The organism is Pseudoduganella rhizocola, assembly GCF_045984285.3.
GTDB lineage: Bacteria > Pseudomonadota > Gammaproteobacteria > Burkholderiales > Burkholderiaceae_D > Rugamonas.
In genome coordinates, this window is the sequence record NZ_JBJQIK030000006.1 from 173,795 (window position 1) to 191,911 (window position 18,117).

Consider the following 18,117-nt stretch of genomic DNA (forward strand, 5'->3'; position numbering starts at 1 on the left):
CCCGGCCTTCAGGCCATGTAAGAATTGTGTGCAAACTTTTGTGGCACACGCCGGAAGGTTACGCTAACATTCGTGTGAGTGCAAACGGTTGCGCTACCAAAATCAAAAACGGAGACACGATGAGGATCATCGGAAGAGCCCTTGCGGCCATGGTGCTGTTGGTGACGGCGGCGGTTGCCGGCGCCGTAGAGGAAGACGGTTACGAGCTGTGGATGCGCTATCGTCCACTCGACAAGGCTGCGCAATCCGCGCTGCAGCCGCGCGCCACCGCCCTTGTGTATAGCGGCACGGCTTCGCCAACGGCGCAGGCGGCCATCAGCGAGCTTCAGCGCGGCTTCGGCGGCATGCTGGGCAAGGTCCCGGCAGCGGACACCCAGCTGCGCAACGGCGCCATTGTGCTGGCGACGCCGGCATCGATGCCTGAACTGGCGAAGGGCCTGGAAGCGCTGGGCAGCGAGGGCTACCAGCTGCGCAGCACCGTAGTGCAGGGCAAGAAGCTCACCGTGATCGCGGCAAATAGCGACAAGGGCCTGCTGTATGGCGCCTTCGCCCTGCTGCGCGCGGTGGGCACCGGCGCAAAGCTCGACGCGCTCAACACAAGTTCCGCGCCGAAGCTGCAGCTTCGCCTGCTGAACCACTGGGATAACCTGGACCGCACGGTGGAACGCGGCTATGCGGGCGAATCCATCTGGGACTGGTGGCGCCTGCCCGATATCCGCGACCGCCGCTATACCGACTATGCACGCGCCAACGCTTCGCTCGGCATTAACGGCACGGTCCTGAATAACGTCAATTCGAAGCCTGAGATCCTCACCGCGCCATGGATTGCGAAAGCCGCCGCCGTGGCCGATGTGCTGCGCCCATACGGCATCAAGGTTTATCTGTCTGCGCGCTGGTCCACTCCCCTGGAGCTGAAGGAGACGAAGACCGCCGACCCGCTGGCGCCTGAAGTGGCCGAATGGTGGACCAGAAAGGCGGATGAAATCTACCGCGCCATTCCAGACTTCGGCGGCTTCCTGGTGAAGGCGAATTCGGAAGGCCAGCCTGGGCCGCAGGACTATCACCGCAGCCACGCCGATGGCGCGAATATGCTGGCGCGCGCGGTCGCGCCGTACAAGGGCATTGTGATGTGGCGTGCCTTTGTCTACGCCCATGAGAAACCGGTGGACCGTGCGCGCCAGGCTTATGACGAGTTCAAGCCGCTGGACGGTACCTTCCTGCCGAACGTGATGGTGCAGGTGAAGAACGGCGCCATCGACTTCCAGCCGCGCGAGCCTTTCCACCCACTGTTCGGCGCCATGCCGAAGACGCCGCTGATGATGGAATTCCAGATCACGAAAGAGTACCTGGGCTTCTCCACCCACATGGCCTATCTCGGCGCCATGTATGAGGAAACGCTGCGCGAGGACACGCAGCAGAAACCGGGCGGCTTCACCGTGGCGCAGGTACTGGAAGACAAGGACCATGGCCAGCGCCTGACCGGCATGGCAGGCGTGGCGAATATCGGCAGTGAGCGCAACTGGAGCGGCTCCCATTTCGACCAGGCCAACTGGTATGCCTACGGCCGCCTGGCCTGGGACCCGCAGGCTTCCGCGCGCGAACTGGCGCGCGAATGGGCGGCGCAAACCTTCACGCCGGATCCGCGCGTGACCGGCCCTGTGGTGGACATGATGATGCTGTCGCGCGAGGCGGTGGTGAACTACATGACGCCGATCGGCCTGCATCACCTGATGGGCACCGGCCACCACCACGGCCCGGCGCCATGGGTGGATAGCCTCGGCCGCCCGGACTGGAATCCGGTCTATTATCACAAGGCCGACAGGCAAGGTGTAGGCTTCGACCGCACCGCCACGGGCAGCGATGCCCTGGCCCAGTATGCGGCGCCGATCGCCCGCCAGTATGCGGACCCGCGCACCACGCCGGCGAAATACCTGCTGTGGTTCCATCACCTGCCATGGGACTACGCCATGCCATCCGGGCGCACACTGTGGGCCGAAATGATTGCGCATTACGACCAGGGAGTAGGGGAGGCCAAAGACCTCCGCGCACGCTGGGAAAAGCTCAAGCCCTTCATCGACGCACGCCGCCATGAAGACACTGCAAACCTGCTCGATGTGCAGGTCAAGGAGGCCCAGTGGTGGCGCGACGCGTGCATCGCCTACTTCCAGTCCGTGTCCGGTAAAGCGCTGCCGCAAGGAGTGAAAGCCCCCGCGCGCACCCTCGACTACTACAAATCCCTGCACTTCCCATACGCGCCGGGACGTGGATAGTTACCGGATAGCCACAACGTAAAAAAGCGTGTTTGACAAGCTTGCTAACGCGGCATACACTGAAATGGTTGCGGTACCAAATTTTGGTACAAAGTGTTAAAAAGCGCCAGACTCACCGCATCGCAGTAGTACAAATGACAATAATGGAGACGACAATGAAGAAGAGTGACCAGAAGTCCGGTCGGCACGCGTCCGCGCGCCGCCATGTTTTGCTGGGATTGAGCGCGATGGCTACGCTGATCTCCCAGGCTTACGCGCAGGACGCACAGACTGCAGCGCCGGCCCCCGCAGCTGCCCCCTCAACCGTCGTGCAGATTACCGGCTACCGCGGCAGCCTTGAAACCTCGGCCCGCGACAAACGCGAAGCCATCGGCTTCCAGGACTCCGTGTTCGCGGAAGACCTGGGCAAATTCCCCGATACGAATATCGCCGAGTCCCTGAACCGCATTCCCGGCATCCAGATCAGCCGCGAGATCACGGGCGAAGGCCTGAACATCCAGATCCGCGGCCTGGGCACCAGCTTCACCAAGATCCTGCTGAACGGCGCACCGGTCGCCGTGGCATCCACTGGCCGTACCGACAACCAGAACACCAACCGCGAGGTGGACCTGGACATGCTGCCGACGGACCTGTTCCGCAAGCTCACCGTCAGCAAGAGCCCGACCGCCGGCATGCTGGAAGGCGGCGCCGCCGGCGTGGTGGACATGCGCAGCGCGCGCCCGTTCGACAACGAAGGCCGCCACATCGCCTACAGCCTCACCGGCATGGAAAACAGCATCGCGAAGAAGCCGAGCAACCGCGGCTCCATCCTGGCCAGCCAGACCTTCGGCGACTGGGGCGTGCTGGGCGGCTTTGCATGGGCCAATACGAAGGTGCGCACTACCGGCTTCGAGACGATCGGCTGGACCAATGCCAACCTGTCGGCCGCGCAGAACCCTGCCGCCAACCGCAACAACACGGGCGGCGGCAACTGGACCATCCCCGCTACCGTGCCCGCCAATGCAGGCAATGGCCTGGTGCCCGGCACCGTGATCGACCAGGCCTTCCTGCTGGCGCATAATCCCGGCCTCACCATCCAGCAGATCGACAATGCCATCATTCCGCGCCTCGGCCGCAATATGGACGAATCGGGCAAGAAGGACAAATACACCGGCATCTTCAGCTTCGAATACCGTCCGAGCAAGTCGCTCAACTTCTACCTGGACACCCTGTACAGCAAGAAGGACAACGACCTGGAACGCGTGGACATGAACTGGATCGGCCGTAACGGCTCCATGATCCCGCTGAACATGACCGTCGACAAGACCGATTGCTCGAACGGTTGTACCGCTACCGGCGGCACCTTCGCCAATGCGCAGTACTTCCTTGAGTTCCGCCCTTATATGGAGAAGGCGACCTTGTGGGGCGTGAATCCGGGCATGGAATGGAAGCTGTCCGACAAGTGGACGGTTGATGCGCAGGCCAACCTTACGCGCAGCAAGTTCACACGCGAATCCCCGACCGTCGGTCCGGTTTCCCCGCTCGGCAACGGCACCACGGTGACGTTCAAGAACGATGGGACTATCCCATCGATCACCTCCAATCTTGATCTGAACGATCCGAAGAATTTCGGCTGGGTCACCGGCGGCCGCGTGAATCAGCAGATGGAGCTGCGTAACACCGAAACCAAGGGCTTCCGCACCAACCTGACCTGGGGCGACAAAGCGTTCAGCCTGAAGGGCGGCGTGGCGGTGGACGAAATCTCCCGCGATATCCGCGCACGCGACAACACCAGCGCGTGGCAGGCGGCGGTCTGCGGCAATAATCCGAGTGTCTTCCTGCAAGGTCCGAACGGCTCGCCGCCATGCGACGGCGCTAATACGCAGGGCAGCGCCGCCGCGCTGTACCCGGGCTTCGGCACCGGCTATACCGCCGGACGCACCGATCAGCTGGTCTACCGCGGCTCCCTGATTCCTAACGCAGCGATGGCAAGCTACCTGCGTCCGGGTCCAGGTTTCGTCACCGTGGACTGGGACAGGTTCCGCAAGGATTCGCAATATGATGCCTTCGTGGCGAGCGCTCCGGATGTAGGCTCCTCCAATACTGGCGCCAGCGCAGGTTCCATCGGTGAGAAGAGCCGTTCGATTTACCTCGAAGCGAATGGCGTCGCCAATCCAATGGACCATCAACTGCGCTATAACGTCGGCGTACGCTATGTTCGCACTGAGCAAACGGTGGGCGGCTATATCTCGCTGCCGGATCCGCGCAATGCTTCCTTGCCGCTGAATGGCAGCAAATATCCGAACGTCGCCAACTTCTTCTACCAGGACACCACCTATAACAACACGCTGCCATCCGGCAGCATGGCCCTGAACCTGACGAAAGACCTGATAGCACGCGCTTCCGCTTCGCGCACGATGACGCGCGCCGATCCAAATGCACTGCGTCCCGGCATTAATTTCAGCTCGCCGTCCGCCGACGTGGGCACGGTGGGGAACTCCTCGCTCGCGCCCTACCTGTCGGACAACCTGGATCTCGGCCTGGAATGGTATACCGGACGTGAAGGCTATATGAGCATCACTGCGTTCAGCAAGAAGATCAACGGCTTCACGGTGAACGAGAACGTCACCACGCCATTCAGCGATCTGGCGGTGTATGGCGTGACCTACGATGCATTGACTCAGGCGCAGAAGGACGCGATCAATGCTCGCGGCGGCCCGGGCTCGGCAACCGTCGTGCTTACCCGTCCCCGCAACGCCGCGGGTGAACTGAAGATCACCGGCCTCGAACTTGGCTGGGTGCAGCCGCTGGACAAATGGCTGCCGGTCAAGGGCTTCGGCTTCAGCGACAACATCACCTACACCCACCAGAAGGCCTCGGGCGAAGGTACGGCAGGCTTCGTGGCGCTGGGCGTGCCGCGCATCACCAACAACGCCACGGTGTACTACGAGCGTGACGGCTACATGATCCGCCTGTCGCACACCTATTCGGAAGGCAGCCAGGTTTCCGGCACCAACCAGAACGGCATTCCGCTGGCGGCGCTGTATGTGGATTCGTACAAGCAGGCCGACCTGTCCTCGAGCATCGATCTTGAGCGTGTGTTCGACAAGGACGGCTGGCCGACGCTGACCTTCGATGTGGTCAACGTCACGAACGAGAAGCAGCGTAACTACTTCCAGTTCTCGAACGCCACCTTCACGCAGTACAACCCGGGCCGTACCTATTCGCTGGGACTGCGCGGCAAGTTCTGATTACAGCAGAAGTAGTGGTAAAAACGCAGCCGGCAGGGGCGGGCATGTTATAACATGCTTGCACCTGCCGGCTGTCTCTATGGTAAAGTCCAATCCGACAACAATAACCATGCAGATGGCAGGCAGATGACAAGAACAAAAGCAAAAAAAGCGGATACGGGCCCGGAGCCAAAGAGCGGCGCGCCTACCATGTCCGACGTGGCCAAACTGGCCGGCGTATCGCCGATGACGGTGTCGCGTGTGATGAATGGCGACCCCAATGTGCGCCTCAGCACGCGGCGCAAGGTCGACGAGGCCGTGGCCGCACTGAACTATGTACCGAACCAGGCTGCGCGCCGCCTCGCCGGCTCGCGTCCCATCCGTATCGGTTTCCTTTACAGTAATCCCTCCGCGGGCTACCTGAGCGAATTCCTTGTGGGCCTGCTGAACCAGGCCAGCCTGCACAATGTGCAGCTGGTGGTGGAGAAGTGCGAACCCGGCCAGGACTGGGAAGAGCAGACCCGCCGCCTCATCGCCAACGGCGTGGACGGCATTATCCTGCCGCCGCCGCTATGCGATACGCCCGGCCTGATCGACCAGATCGCCAAAGCGGATACGCCCTGCGTGGTGGTGGCCTGCGGCCAGCCGGACAAGCGTGTGGGCGCTGTCAGCATCGACGACTACCAGGCCGCCTATGCCATGACCAGCCACCTGATTTCGCTGGGCCACCACCGCATCGGTTTCGTCATCGGCCATCCCAACCAGACGGCCAGTGCGCGCCGCCTCGCCGGCTACAAGGCGGCGATTGCGGAACGCGGCGCGGATGCGTCCAGCGAGCTGACGGTACAGGGCCTGTTCACCTACCGCTCAGGCCTGGACGCGGCGGAGCACCTGCTGGGCATGGAGCAGCGTCCGACGGCTGTTTTCGCCAGCAACGACGATATGGCGGCCGCGGTGGTGGCGATTGCGCACCGCCTGGGCCTCGATGTGCCCGGCGACCTCACGGTGGCCGGCTTCGACGATACGGCGCTGGCAACAACGATCTGGCCGGAACTGACGACCGTGCGCCAGCCGATTGCCACGATGGCGGAAACGGGCGTGCAGTTCCTGGTGCGCCAGATTCGCGCCAAGCGCGATGGCGCCCCGGAATCGCCGCAGCACAGCCTGATGGAATTCTCGCTGATCCGGCGCCAGTCGGATGCGGCGCCGCGCATGCGGCCGCCGACCAAGATCGCGCGGCCCTGACGCCTCAGCTGACGTTTTCGAGATTCTCCAGCTGGCGCGCGAACAGGGCTTCCTGCGCGCGGATCTCGTCCGATGAAAAATCCTCATAGGCGCGCGTGGTGCGCGCCCACACTTCCGGCATCACCTGCTGAATCAGCGAGCGGCCGCTGTCGGTCAGTGAAATCATCACGCAGCGGCGGTCGCCCGGGCGGTTGCCGCGCGAGATCAGGCCCTGCGCTTCCAGATCGTTGCACACGCGCGTGAGGTTGGCCGGCTTCTCCATGCAGGCTTCGCCCAGTGCGGACGCGGTGGAGGTCTCATTATCCGAGCCATACAGCACGGCCAGCACCATATAGCTGGCCTCTACCAGCTCGTACTTGCGCAGTACGGCGTTGGCCAGGTCTTTCACTCTTTTTTGTACGTGGTGCGTCATGCGCAGCAGGCGGATCTGGTCTTCGGGGAAGGCCGGCATGCGGGAACTGATATTTTTTAAACGCTTGTTCGTCGCATCAAAACTGCTCATACACACTCCTGTATGAAAAGAGATATCTCAAAAGTAGGATTGTACTATTCGTTGTCCTTTGGTAAATCCTTTTTTCACCCAAGAATGCTCATTTTGGGTGCGGACGGCACTGCTGTGGTGCGAATACGCCACGAAATCGGCGGGTATTGCTGGCCTGAAACTTGCATATACCACTGGTTCACTTTTATCCGGAACTACATGACCATGCTCTCTACCCAAAGTGAGGTCAACAAGAAGCTCCGCCGCCTGCTGCCCCACATGCTGCACGTGACGGAGAATCGCGAGACACTCAAATCCCTGGAATCCGTCTGGGACGTACTGAACCTGCTCGGCCAGCTGTCCGGCACCACCACCGAAATGGGCGGTACCAAGGCAGCTTTCGCCACGCTCACCGGCAATCTGCTGCAGAACCTGGCGCTCACCACCTTCAACAAACGCGTGCAGCAGATGGCGGCCCAGGCCCAGGTGGCGATCGATATCCTGATCCGCAACCTGTTCGAGCGCACTGCCGACATCGGCTTTCTTGCCACCGACGATGCGCTGCGCGCCTTCGCCGCCGCCTGCCAGCGCGGCGAGGCGCCGGACCGCGCAGCCATGAGCGAACGGCTGCAAGCCTATGTGCGGCGCTACTCCGTCTACCGCGATGTGATCCTCGTGGCGCCGGATGGCGCGGTGCTGGCGCGGCTGCCCGGCGCGCCGCAGGTCGAACGCATCAGCGACCCGCTGCTGGCCCAGGTGCTGGCCAGCGATGCGCCCTATACCGAAGCAGCCGTGTGCAGCCAGCTGTTCCCGAACGAGTCGCGCAATCTCTTCTATGCGGTGCGCGTGCAGGACGAAGCAGGAAATGTGCTCGGTGCGCTGTTCCTCTGCTTCGACTTCGAAAATGAAATCGGCCGCGTGTTCAAAGGACTGCAGCGCGCCGACGACTGGAGCGTGATTGCGCTGATGGACGACGAGGGCAAGGTGATTGCCAGCAGCGATCCCTACCAGGTGATGGGCGGCGCCATCGTCAGTGCGCCGTACGGCGACGGCCACCTGTTGCGCTTCGCCGGCGCCGGCTATCTGGCGGTGCGCCGCGCCGCCCAGGGCTTCCAGGGCTATATGGGGCCGCAGGGCTGGAGCGCATTGGTGCTGGTGCCGCTCGACATGGCTTTCGACCAGGAAGAAAAGGACGCGCAGGAAGGGCAGGACGAAGCCCTGGTACGCGCAGTGCTGCACAGCGGCACGGCGTTCCCGCCCGAGCTGCAGGCCATTCCCCTGCAGGCGGACGCCATCCAGCGGGAGCTGAACCGCTCGGTGTGGAACGCGAATATCCGGCAGGGCGTGGCGCGCGAAGCGTCGATGAACCCGGCCTTCTCCAAGGTGCTGCTGGCGGAGATTGTACGCACCGGCACCCGCATGAAGGAAGTCTTCACGCGCTCGATCAGGGAACTGCAGGCCATGGTGGTCGCTTCGCAGCTGGAAGACTGCCAGTTCCTCGCCGCGCTGGCGATGGATATCCTCGACCGCAACCTCTATGAACGCGCCAACGACTGCCGCTGGTGGGCGCTCGATCCGCTGCTGCGCTCCCTGCTTGAAGACGAGGCGGCGGATCAGCGCAGCGAGCGCCTGTCGGCGCGCCTTGCCGCGGTCAACGACCTGTACACGGTGTACGACAGCCTGCTGCTGTTCGATGCGGAGGGCGCCGTGGTTGCTGCATCGCGCCCGCATGTGGCGCAATGGCTTGGCCGCAAGCTCGACGCCCCCTGGTGCGCGCGGGCGCTGGCTTTGCCTGATGCGGAAAGCTATGCCGTGTCCGAATTCGAAGCCTCCGAACTGTATGGCGGCCAGCCGGCCTATATCTACGCTGCGGCGCTGCACGGCGCCGGCGGCCGGGCCGCAGGCGGCATTGCCATCGTGTTCGACAGCGGCCCGCAGATCGCGGCCATGCTGGGCGCCGCGCTGCCTTCGGCGCCCGGCGCGTTCGCGCTGTTCATCGATGCGGACAACAATGTGATCGCGTCGACCGATCCGCTGCGGCCTGCGGGGAGCCGCGTCAACGTTCCCGCCGATGTGCGCGCACAGGCCATGGACGGCGGCGTGGCTAGGCTGGTGGTGCTGGACGGGCAGGTAATGGCGATCGGCGCACAGGCCTCCGCGGGCTACCGCGAATATCCGGGCACCGAAGGCCGCGCCGGCCAGCGTGCGCTGGCGCTGGTGTGCGTGCCGCTGGGCGAGGCCGGCAGCGAGCAGCAGGCCGACGACTGGATGCCGACCGCTGCGCCTTCCGCCGCGCCGGCGCAGGCAGGGCAGGACGATACCATCGACATCGCCAGCTTCCATGTGGGCCGCTACCTGCTGGGCGTGCCAGCCAGCGCGGTGGTGGAAGCCATCCCCTTCGGCGGCTTTGTGCGGCTGCCGAACACCTCGCAGAACGTGCGCGGCGCCATGGTCTACCGCGGCAGCACGATGCTGGTGTACGACCTGCATAATGCGCTGGGTCTCACGCCGCGCACGCGGCCGGAGGATATGCTGACGGTGGTGCTCAACGGCGAGAACGGCCGCCGCTTCGGCGTGCTGGTGGACCGCCTGGCCGATATTCCTGCGGTTGCACGCGGCGATATTGCGCCGGTCAGCAATGTGTTCGTCGGCATCACGCCGGTGCTGGCATCGGTCGTGAAATCATCGGGAGAGCAGGGGCCGATGCTGACGCTGCTGGCGGTTGAGCATATGGCTGAGGTGCTGAATACGCCCCAGGGGTGCGACATCGATCCCGCCGCTTTGTTAGAGTAATTGCAAGGCCGCCTCGCGCGGCGACGCAATTGTGGAGGCAATCATGGCAGGCACCAGCACTCTCGATCCAGACAACTTCCCCACCGCGCCGGACCGCGTGCTGGGCCGTGGACACGGCACCGGCGCGCTCGGTCCCAGCGATACCTCCGATTCCGGCAGCGATATGCAGGGCGGCTCCGGCCTGGCCCAGCAGGTGGATACGGGACTGGACCAGGGCACCAATGAGGACACCGACCAGGGCACCGCCGGCGGCACCGCGGGCCCGGACGTCGGCGATGCGAACCTGGACAGCGATTCCGATGCCGGCGGTACTGGCGAGCGCGCCACCGTCGGCCGCGACACCACGGCGCCGGACGGCGGCGATATCGATGTGGACCACATCGAAACCATCCCGCTTACCACTAAGGAAGAGCGGGACGATATCGAACGGGATTAATGCTGCTGTGCGCCGGGCTGCTCCTGGCGCTGGCGGTTCTGGCTCAGCATCCAGGCCGCCATCAGCGCGCCGCCGCCGAGCAGCGCAAGCTTCATCGGATTGGCGCCCATCGTCAGCCGCGTGTAGGCGCTGTTGCGGTGCGTGTCGGGCAGGTTGCGGCCCTGCTTCAGTTCCTGCGATTCATCCGGTGAGTGCAGGGCATCCCTGCGGTGCTCTGCGCTGCGCTGCCGGCTGCGCTGCTGGCCGAACATGAAGGCTTCCGAATACTTGTCGAACAGGCGCGGCATATGGAAGCCGCCGACCGAATTCACCTTCGCCGCGCCGCCGACAAAGATATCGCGCTGCGGCGTCTCTGCCGCGCTCAGGATCGCCTCGGCCACCAGCTCCGGCGCATACAGCGGCGCGGGCAGCTTGGGTTCCACGTCCATATAGTTCTTGGCATGCACGGTGAACATGGTGTCGATGCCGGCGGGCTTGATCAGCGTGACCGAGACCGGCACGCCATCTTTTTCCAGTTCCATGCGGATCGCATCCGTAAAGCCCTTCACGGCATGTTTGGAGGCCGAGTACATGCCCTGCAGCGGCACCGTGACGTCCGACACTTCGCTGCCCACATTGATCAGCGCACCGCCATGCTTGCGCATATGTTTTACGGCTTCCAGCGAGCCGTGCACCACGCCCCAGAAATTGGTCTGGAACAGGCGGCGCTGGTCTTCCATCGATACCTGCTCGGTGCGGCCGTAGATCGAAATCCCGGCATTGTTTACCCAGGTATCGATGCGGCCGAAGCGCGCCATCGCCACATGGGCCAGGGATTCAACCGCATCCTGGTCGCCGACGTCGGTCGGCACGCCGAAGGCCTCCACGCCGCGTGCGCGCAGTTCCTGTTCCAGCTGGCCCAGCGCCTCTTCGCTGCGGGCCGCCAGCACCAGTTTCGCGCCGCGCGCAGCGGCCATGCGCGCCGTGGTGAGGCCGATGCCGCTGGTCGCGCCGGTGATTACGACGACCTGCTCGGATAGTTTTTTCAGACGCATCATTCACTCCTCTGTACGTTGATTTCGCCGTTTATCGTACAGGCGAGGGGGCTTTGCGCGGCACACCGTTCCGCGTGTCAATCCACCCCGGACATGGCATCCGCCACCCAGTCCACAAAGGCGCGCACGCGCGGCGAAAGCTGGCGCTGGTAAGGGTAGAGCACCGACACCGGCATTGGCGGCGGCGGACATTGCGGCAGCAGCTCGTGCAGTGTGCCAGCCGCCAGCAGCGGGGCGGCACGGTAGCGCGGGATCTGGATAATGCCGAGGTCATTCAGGGCGCACAGCGAATACGCGTCGGCATTGTTCACGCTGACTTTGCCGCCCAGTTGTATATTGCGCACCTCGCCGTCCACTTCGAACTCCAGCGGCAGCAGGCGGCCGGTATTCGATGAGTGGAAGTTGACCGCCAGATGGCCTTCCAGCTCCTCCAGTGTGCGCGGCGTGCCGTGGCGGACGAGGTAGCCCGCGCTGGCGCACGTTACCTGCTGCAGCATTGCCACGCGGCGGCCGACCATGCTGGAGTCGCGCAGGGTGCCTGAGCGCAGCACGCAGTCCACGCCCTCGCGCACCAGGTCGACGTAGCGGTCGCCCATGCCGATCTCCAGTTCGATGTCCGGATAGCGCTCGAAGAATTCGCGCAATCGCGGCAGCACGAAATACCGGGCCACCATCTCCTGCAGGTCGACGCGGACCTTGCCTTTCGGCGCCACGCTGCTGTTGCCGAAGCCCGCCTCGGTTTCCTCCACATCGGCCAGGATGCGCAGGCAGCGCTGATAGTAGGCCTGGCCGTCGAGGGTGGGACTGACCTGGCGCGTGGTCCGGTGCAGCAGGCGCACGCCGAGGCGCGTTTCCAGCTGCTTGATGGTGTGGGTGGCGGTGGCGGCAGGCAATTGCAAGTCTTCCGCCGCCTTGCTGAAACTGCTGAGTTCCACGATGCGGGTGAACAGCCGCATGGCGTCGAATCGGTCCATTATTGGCTCCGGCTGAATAATGAATGTGAGTTTAATCCATTTATTCATGGTATTGCATGCGGGATACTGCTCCCATTCCAACGAATCTGAAGGAGCATCACATGACACAGCAAGTAGCTATCGTTACCGGCGGTTCCCGCGGCATTGGCGCTGCCATTTCCGAGCGCCTGGCGCGGGAAGGGTATGCGGTTGTCGTCAATTACGCGGGCAGGGCGGCGGAAGCGGAACAGACGGTTGCCGGCATTGCTGCGGCCGGCGGGCGTGCCGTGGCGGTCCAGGCCGACGTGTCGGACAGCGGCGCCGCGCGCAAACTGTTTGACGAAGCCATCGCCCGTTTTGGCCGGGTGGACATACTGGTCAACAACGCAGGCGTCATGGCATCCGAATTGCCGCACCTGGCCGATACGGATGACCAGGCCTTCGACCGCCTGATTGCCGTCAACATCAAGGGCACATTCAATACCTTGCGCGAAGCGGCCGCCCGCCTCGAACACGGAGGCCGCATCATCAATTTTTCCACCAGCCTGGTGGGCACGCTGCTGCCGGGATATTCCGTGTATACCGCCACCAAGGCGGCTGTTGAGGCGATGACCAGCATCCTGGCCAAGGAATTGCGCGGCAAGAACATCACGGTGAACGCGGTGGCGCCGGGCCCCACTGCGACCGAGCTGTTCCTGGAGGGGAAAACCGCAGAGCATGTGGAACGCCTCGCGAAGGCGCCGCCGCTGGAGCGCCTCGGCCGGCCGGAAGACATTGCGGATACGGTCGCCTTCCTGGCGCAGCCTGGCGGCTGGATCAATGGCCAGACGCTGCGGGCCAACGGCGGCATGGTGTAAAGCTCGCTACAATAAGCGGACAAAAGCTGGGAGGAGATCCGCAATGGAAATGAAGCGCATCAATGCAGGCAAGCTGCGTGCCATCGGCTACGACGCGCGCGAGCGGATGCTGCGCGTGGAATTCGATGACGGCAGTGCGATCGACTATTCGAATGTCGGCGCCGAGGTCTGGCGCAAGCTGTCCACCTCCGGCGCGGCGTGGAGCTACTACCGCGACAATATCGAAGAGGAATTCACCGGCCGCCGCAGCACCGTGCGCAAGGAATCCGGCCGCAAGGCGCTGGACGACCTGTTCGGAGGCTGACACCATGGGGTCAGGCACCGTGTCACTGACAAGTGGTGCCTGACCCCAAGGTGTCAGGTGGCGGAGGATTTGGCCCAGAGGTTGAGGTGGCCTTCCTGGGCTTGCTTGTCGATGGCGGCGAGTTCGTCGGCGGTGAAGCTGAGGTTCTTGAGGGCGGCGACGTTTTCGCGGATCTGGGCGCTGTTGGAGGCGCCGATCAGCGTGGAGGTGATGCGCGGGTCGCGCAGCACCCAGGCCAGCGCCATCTGCGCCAGCGACTGGCCGCGCGCCTTCGCAATCTCGTTCAGGCCGCGCACGCGCGCCAGGTTTTCTTCGCTCAGGTGCGATTCCTTCAGCGAGGCGCCGCCCGGGCGGTTGATGCGCGCATCCGCCGGAATGCCGTTCAGGTATTTGTCCGACAGCACGCCCTGCGCCAGCGCCGTGAAGGTGATGCAGCCTATGCCTTCCTCGCCCAATGCATCGAGCAGGCCTTCCGTTTCGATCCAGCGGTTCAGCATATTGTAGGAAGGCTGGTGGATCAGGCAGGGCACCTTCCATTCGGCCAGCAGCGCTTTCGCTTCGCGCGTTTTTTCGGCGGAGTAGGAAGAGATGCCCACGTACAGCGCCTTGCCCTGCTGGACCGCGTGCGCCAGCGCGCCCATGGTTTCTTCCAGCGGCGTGTCGGGATCGAAACGGTGCGAGTAGAAGATGTCCACGTAGTCCAGGCCCATGCGCTGCAGGCTCTGGTCCAGCGAGGCGAGCACGTATTTGCGGGAGCCGCCGCCCTGGCCGTAAGGTCCGGGCCACATGTCCCAGCCGGCCTTGGTGGAGATGATCAGCTCATCGCGGTAGGACTTGAAGTCCTGCGCGAAGATGGTGCCGAAATTGCTCTCCGCGCTGCCATAGGGCGGGCCGTAGTTGTTGGCGAGGTCGAAGTGGGTGATGCCGAGGTCGAAGGCCGTGCGCAGCATGTCGCGCTGGGTGGCGATGGACGTGGTGTCGCCGAAGTTGTGCCACAGGCCGAGCGACATCAGCGGCAGTTTCAGGCCGCTGCGGCCGCAGGTGCGGTACTGCATCTCTTCGTAGCGGTGGCGCGAGGCGGTGTAGCTCATGTTTGTCTCCATTGATGAAAAAAGCCCGCAGTTGCGGGCTTTCTTTTGAAACGGGCGCGTCGCTCAGGCGAACTGCTTGTTCACGAAGTCCCAGTTCACGAGGTTCCAGAAGGTCTCGACGTACTTTGGACGGGCGTTGCGGTAGTCCACGTAGTAAGCGTGTTCCCATACGTCGCAGGTCAGCAGCGGCTTGTCGGTGGTGGTCAGCGGGGTGGCGGCGTTGGAGGTGTTGACGATGTCCACCGAGCCGTCGGCCTTCTTCACCAGCCAGGTCCAGCCGGAACCGAAGTTGCCCACGCAGGACTTGCTGAACTCTTCCTTGAACTTGTCGAAGGAACCCCATTTGGCGTTGATCGCGTCGGCCACGGCGCCGGTCGCTGCGCCGCCGGCGTTCGGCGCCATGCAGTTCCAGTAGAAGGTGTGGTTCCATACCTGGGCGGAGTTGTTGAACACGCCGCCGGAAGATTTCTTGATGATCTCTTCCAGGGACATGTTTTCGAACTCGGTGCCCTTGATCAGGTTGTTCAGGTTGGTCACATAAGCCTGATGGTGCTTACCGTAGTGGTATTCCAGGGTTTCCTTGGAGATGTGCGGTTGCAGGGCATCCATTGCATACGGCAGCGGCGGCAGAGTATGTTCCATGTGAGTTCCTTTGACTGAGTAATTTTGACGAAACGGCCACTATTGTAATCCGACAGCGCGGCCGCTGCCGAAATTCCCTGCAAAACGTGCGGGTTAGAGCGCGGGCACGTGGTACTGGGTGGTTTCGCGCACGATCAGCTCCACCGGCGGCACCCGCGGCGTGACCCGCTCGCCATTGATCAGGCGCAGCAGGGCATTGGTGGCGGTGAGGCCGATGTCGTACAGCGGCTGGCGCACCGTGGTGAGCGGCGGCGTGGTGTATTCGGAGCCGTGCAGGTCGTCGAAACCGACCAGCGAGATATCTTCCGGCACCCGGATGCCCTTGCGGTAGAGCGCCAGGCGCACGCCGTAGGCGCTCAGGTCGTTGGCCGCGAAAACGGCCGTAAAGCTGGTTTTCGTGTCGAGCAGGTGGTTCACGGCGTGCAGGCCGCTCTCCTCGTGGAAGTTCCCTTCCACCACCAGTTTCGGGTCGAAGGTGATGCGGGCCTCCTGCAGCGCGCGGCGGTAGCCTTGCAGGCGGTCTTCGGCGTCCATATTGGTGGGCGGGCCGGAGACAAAGGCGATGCGGCGGTGGCCCAGGTCGATCAGGTGCTTCACGGCCAGCCAGGCGCCGTGTTCATTGTTCATGCGGAAGCCCAGCGCGTGCGGGGTGTCCAGTTCGCGGCCGGTGGAGACGATGGGGCGCTGTGCCGAGAAGTGCAGCACCGTTTCGTCCGACATGCGGCCGGACAGCAGGATGATGCCGTCCACCTTGCGGGCCAGCAGCAGGCGGATACGTTCGGCTTCTTCCTCGGCGTTCCAGTGGCCGCTGACGATCACCGATGCGTAGCCGGTGCCTTTCAGGCCGTCGTCCACGCCTTTCAGGGTTTCGTCGAAGAAGGGGGAGGAGATATCCTGCACCACGATGCCGATGGTATGGGTACGGCCTTTCTTCAGGGCCTGCGCCATCTGGTTCGGTGCGAAATTGGTGCGGGCAATCGCCTTCATCACCGCCTGGCGCTTGTCGTCGGACACGCGCGCCGTTCCGTTCAGGATGCGCGATACCGTGCTGGGCGAAACGCCAGCCTCGCGCGCCACATCGATCAGGGTCGAAGGTCCGCTAGTCTGTTCTTCTTTTCTCAATGCCTGTCCAGGAGAGGAAACCGTGCCGCGGGCAAGAGTACCATAAACTCAATCGCTTGCTGCCTGAACCCCTGCCACCTCAACCTGTGCACTGCCTTCCGCCAGGCGGATGGTCACGCTGTCGCGCGGCTTGATCTGGGCCGGCGAGCGCAGGATGGCACCGTCGCGATTGGTGACGATGGCGTAGCCGCGTTCCAGCGTGCGCTGGGGATTCAGCATTTCCAGCTGGGCCGCCATGGCATTCAGCGACTCGCGTTTCTGCCGCAGCTGGCCGGCGATGCAGACCGCGCCGCGGTGCTGCAGGGCGCCCAGTTCGGCGCGCACTGCGCGCAGGTCGGGGCGGCGCGCGGCCAGGCGGCCGGACAGCTTGTCCAGCGCATGGCGCGACTGGTTCAGCGGCGCGCGGTTGGCGTGCATCATCGCCGTCGACAGCGCGAGCAGTTTCAGGCGCTGCTGGCGGATCTGCGCGGAAGGGCTGAGCAGGCGGCGCGAGATATTGTCCAGGGTTTGCGAGGCGTCGTTGACGGTGCGGCGCATGGCGCGGCGCAGGTCGGTGGCGTCGGCGCGCAGCGAAGCGAGCCAGTCGCCGCGTGGCGTTGCGGCCAGTTCGGCGGCGGCGGTGGGCGTGGCCGCGCGCAGGTCGGCGGCGAAATCGGCGATGGTGAAATCGGTCTCGTGGCCCACGCCCGAAATGACCGGCATGCTGCAATTGACGATGGCCCATGCCACCGCTTCCTCGTTGAAGCTCCACAGGTCTTCGATGCTGCCGCCGCCACGGCACACGATCAGCACATCGCATTCGGCGCGCCGCGAAGCGGTATTGATCTGCTCCGCAATGCGTTCGGCCGCGCCCTGGCCCTGCACCAGCGTGGGGTAGAGCACGATGTTCACATGCGGGGCGCGGCGGCGCAGCGCCGTCAGCACGTCGCGCAGCGCGGCAGCTTGCGGGCTGGTGACGATGCCGACGGTGCGCGCGAACATGGGCACGGGGCGCTTGCGGTCTTCGTCGAACCAGCCCGCGGCGCCCAGCCTTTCCTTGAGGCGCATGAAGGCTTCGAACAGCTGGCCGACGCCGGCGCGGCGAATCGCTTCCACATTGATCTGGTAGTCGCCGCGCGGACCGTACAGGGTGACGAGGGCGCGCACTTCCACCTTGTCGCCTTCGCGCGGCGTAAAGCCGGCGAACTGCGAACGGCCGCGGAACATCACGGCGCGCACCTGGGCGCCGTCATCCTTGAGCGTGAAATACCAGTGGCCGGAACTGGCGCGGGTGAAGTTGGAGATTTCGCCGGCGATCCATGTCAGCGGGAAGGAGCGCTCCAGCAGGCGGCCTACTGCCTGGTTGAGGGCGCTGACGGTGATTACCTGGTTCGGGTCGCTCATGGCTTGGAAGCTGTCCACATTTCTGGAAAAAGTCATGCTTATGTCATACATGGGAAAGTACAGCAAGCATTTTTTGTAAACCCCTGATTTTCAACAGTAAACCCCGCCGCTGCATTTGCGTGCAGCGGCATTTTTCCCGTTCCGATCAAGCACTTAGCGATTTCGGGCCGGCCTTACGCACAAAGATATCCACAGAAATTGTGCGGAACTTTTCCCCATGGAAGTTGCCTGTTTTTTTGGCTGGAAAAAATTTCCCTTATAAATCAACGGGCTTAGTGCTTGTGCGCCCCCTTGCTC

The 18,117-nt window shown here is 63.6% G+C and carries 14 protein-coding genes; 7 read left to right on the plus strand and 7 right to left on the minus strand.

The genetic code is table 11. From position 1 onward, the window contains the following. The first annotated feature begins 119 nt into the window (after positions 1-119). The 3 genes from ACJRPG_RS15355 (at position 120) to ACJRPG_RS15365 (ending at position 6,724) form a co-directional block, all read left to right on the plus strand. Complete coding sequence (locus ACJRPG_RS15355) at positions 120-2,270, plus strand: alpha-glucuronidase family glycosyl hydrolase (protein ID WP_408000961.1); 2,151 nt, start codon at positions 120-122, stop codon at positions 2,268-2,270. A gap of 155 nt (positions 2,271-2,425) precedes the next feature. Then, positions 2,426-5,500, plus strand: a complete 3,075-nt coding sequence (locus ACJRPG_RS15360) for a TonB-dependent receptor (RefSeq protein ID WP_408000962.1) — start codon at positions 2,426-2,428, stop codon at positions 5,498-5,500. 189 nt (positions 5,501-5,689) lie between these two features. After that, a complete protein-coding gene (locus tag ACJRPG_RS15365) occupies positions 5,690-6,724 on the plus strand; it encodes a LacI family DNA-binding transcriptional regulator (RefSeq protein WP_408000963.1) in 1,035 nt (344 codons plus the stop codon). A gap of 4 nt (positions 6,725-6,728) precedes the next feature. Here ACJRPG_RS15365 and ACJRPG_RS15370 read toward each other — a convergent pair whose 3' ends face one another. Continuing rightward, positions 6,729-7,226, minus strand: coding sequence for a MarR family winged helix-turn-helix transcriptional regulator (locus ACJRPG_RS15370; RefSeq protein ID WP_408000964.1), 498 nt, complete (start codon positions 7,224-7,226; stop codon positions 6,729-6,731). 204 nt (positions 7,227-7,430) lie between these two features. On the opposite strand from ACJRPG_RS15370, the gene ACJRPG_RS15375 reads away from it, so the two are divergent. Both ACJRPG_RS15375 and ACJRPG_RS15380 read left to right on the plus strand, forming a co-directional pair. Beyond that, positions 7,431-9,998, plus strand: a complete 2,568-nt coding sequence (locus ACJRPG_RS15375; protein ID WP_408000965.1) for a chemotaxis protein CheW — start codon at positions 7,431-7,433, stop codon at positions 9,996-9,998. A gap of 43 nt (positions 9,999-10,041) precedes the next feature. Further along, complete coding sequence (locus ACJRPG_RS15380; RefSeq protein ID WP_408000966.1) at positions 10,042-10,434, plus strand: hypothetical protein; 393 nt, start codon at positions 10,042-10,044, stop codon at positions 10,432-10,434. On the opposite strand, the gene ACJRPG_RS15385 is transcribed toward ACJRPG_RS15380, so the two are convergent. After that, positions 10,431-11,471: an SDR family oxidoreductase gene (locus ACJRPG_RS15385; RefSeq protein WP_408000967.1), complete on the minus strand. Its 1,041-nt coding sequence runs from the start codon at positions 11,469-11,471 to the stop codon at positions 10,431-10,433. The two genes, ACJRPG_RS15380 and ACJRPG_RS15385, sit on opposite strands and share 4 nt — an antisense overlap. 74 nt (positions 11,472-11,545) lie before the next feature. After that, complete coding sequence (locus ACJRPG_RS15390) at positions 11,546-12,442, minus strand: LysR family transcriptional regulator (RefSeq protein WP_408000968.1); 897 nt, start codon at positions 12,440-12,442, stop codon at positions 11,546-11,548. Positions 12,443-12,543: 101 nt separating this feature from the next. On the opposite strand from ACJRPG_RS15390, the gene ACJRPG_RS15395 reads away from it, so the two are divergent. Continuing rightward, on the plus strand, positions 12,544-13,278 hold the full coding sequence (locus ACJRPG_RS15395; protein ID WP_408000969.1) for an SDR family oxidoreductase: 735 nt from the start codon (positions 12,544-12,546) through the stop codon (positions 13,276-13,278). Positions 13,279-13,321: 43 nt separating this feature from the next. After that, positions 13,322-13,582 (plus strand): KTSC domain-containing protein, encoded by a 261-nt coding sequence (locus tag ACJRPG_RS15400; RefSeq protein ID WP_408000970.1) that lies wholly within the window; start codon positions 13,322-13,324, stop codon positions 13,580-13,582. 53 nt (positions 13,583-13,635) lie between these two features. Here ACJRPG_RS15400 and mgrA read toward each other — a convergent pair whose 3' ends face one another. The 4 genes from mgrA to xseA all read right to left on the minus strand — a co-directional run bounded on the left by mgrA (position 13,636) and on the right by xseA (position 17,856). Further along, the gene (mgrA, locus tag ACJRPG_RS15405; RefSeq protein ID WP_408000971.1) at positions 13,636-14,673 is read right to left on the minus strand and encodes an L-glyceraldehyde 3-phosphate reductase; all 1,038 of its coding nucleotides are present in this window, start codon (positions 14,671-14,673) and stop codon (positions 13,636-13,638) included. A gap of 63 nt (positions 14,674-14,736) precedes the next feature. Next, positions 14,737-15,315, minus strand: a complete 579-nt coding sequence (sodB, locus tag ACJRPG_RS15410) for a superoxide dismutase [Fe] (protein WP_408000972.1) — start codon at positions 15,313-15,315, stop codon at positions 14,737-14,739. 93 nt (positions 15,316-15,408) lie between these two features. Next, positions 15,409-16,437 (minus strand): LacI family DNA-binding transcriptional regulator, encoded by a 1,029-nt coding sequence (locus ACJRPG_RS15415; RefSeq protein ID WP_408000973.1) that lies wholly within the window; start codon positions 16,435-16,437, stop codon positions 15,409-15,411. 48 nt (positions 16,438-16,485) lie between these two features. Further along, complete coding sequence (gene xseA / locus ACJRPG_RS15420) at positions 16,486-17,856, minus strand: exodeoxyribonuclease VII large subunit (protein ID WP_408000974.1); 1,371 nt, start codon at positions 17,854-17,856, stop codon at positions 16,486-16,488. Positions 17,857-18,117: the final 261 nt, after the last annotated feature.

Excerpts from the sequence above, each read along its gene's own strand:
- ACJRPG_RS15355 (WP_408000961.1), top strand. The coding sequence starts at position 120 with ATGAGGATCATCGGAAGAGCCCTTGCGGCCATGGTGCTGTTGGTGACG.
- ACJRPG_RS15360 (WP_408000962.1), top strand. The coding sequence starts at position 2,426 with ATGAAGAAGAGTGACCAGAAGTCCGGTCGGCACGCGTCCGCGCGCCGC.
- ACJRPG_RS15365 (WP_408000963.1), top strand. The coding sequence starts at position 5,690 with ATGTCCGACGTGGCCAAACTGGCCGGCGTATCGCCGATGACGGTGTCG.
- ACJRPG_RS15370 (WP_408000964.1), bottom strand. The coding sequence starts at position 7,226 with ATGAGCAGTTTTGATGCGACGAACAAGCGTTTAAAAAATATCAGTTCC.
- ACJRPG_RS15375 (WP_408000965.1), top strand. The coding sequence starts at position 7,431 with ATGCTCTCTACCCAAAGTGAGGTCAACAAGAAGCTCCGCCGCCTGCTG.
- ACJRPG_RS15380 (WP_408000966.1), top strand. The coding sequence starts at position 10,042 with ATGGCAGGCACCAGCACTCTCGATCCAGACAACTTCCCCACCGCGCCG.
- ACJRPG_RS15385 (WP_408000967.1), bottom strand. The coding sequence starts at position 11,471 with ATGATGCGTCTGAAAAAACTATCCGAGCAGGTCGTCGTAATCACCGGC.
- ACJRPG_RS15390 (WP_408000968.1), bottom strand. The coding sequence starts at position 12,442 with ATGGACCGATTCGACGCCATGCGGCTGTTCACCCGCATCGTGGAACTC.
- ACJRPG_RS15395 (WP_408000969.1), top strand. The coding sequence starts at position 12,544 with ATGACACAGCAAGTAGCTATCGTTACCGGCGGTTCCCGCGGCATTGGC.
- ACJRPG_RS15400 (WP_408000970.1), top strand. The coding sequence starts at position 13,322 with ATGGAAATGAAGCGCATCAATGCAGGCAAGCTGCGTGCCATCGGCTAC.
- mgrA (WP_408000971.1), bottom strand. The coding sequence starts at position 14,673 with ATGAGCTACACCGCCTCGCGCCACCGCTACGAAGAGATGCAGTACCGC.
- sodB (WP_408000972.1), bottom strand. The coding sequence starts at position 15,315 with ATGGAACATACTCTGCCGCCGCTGCCGTATGCAATGGATGCCCTGCAA.
- xseA (WP_408000974.1), bottom strand. The coding sequence starts at position 17,856 with ATGACTTTTTCCAGAAATGTGGACAGCTTCCAAGCCATGAGCGACCCG.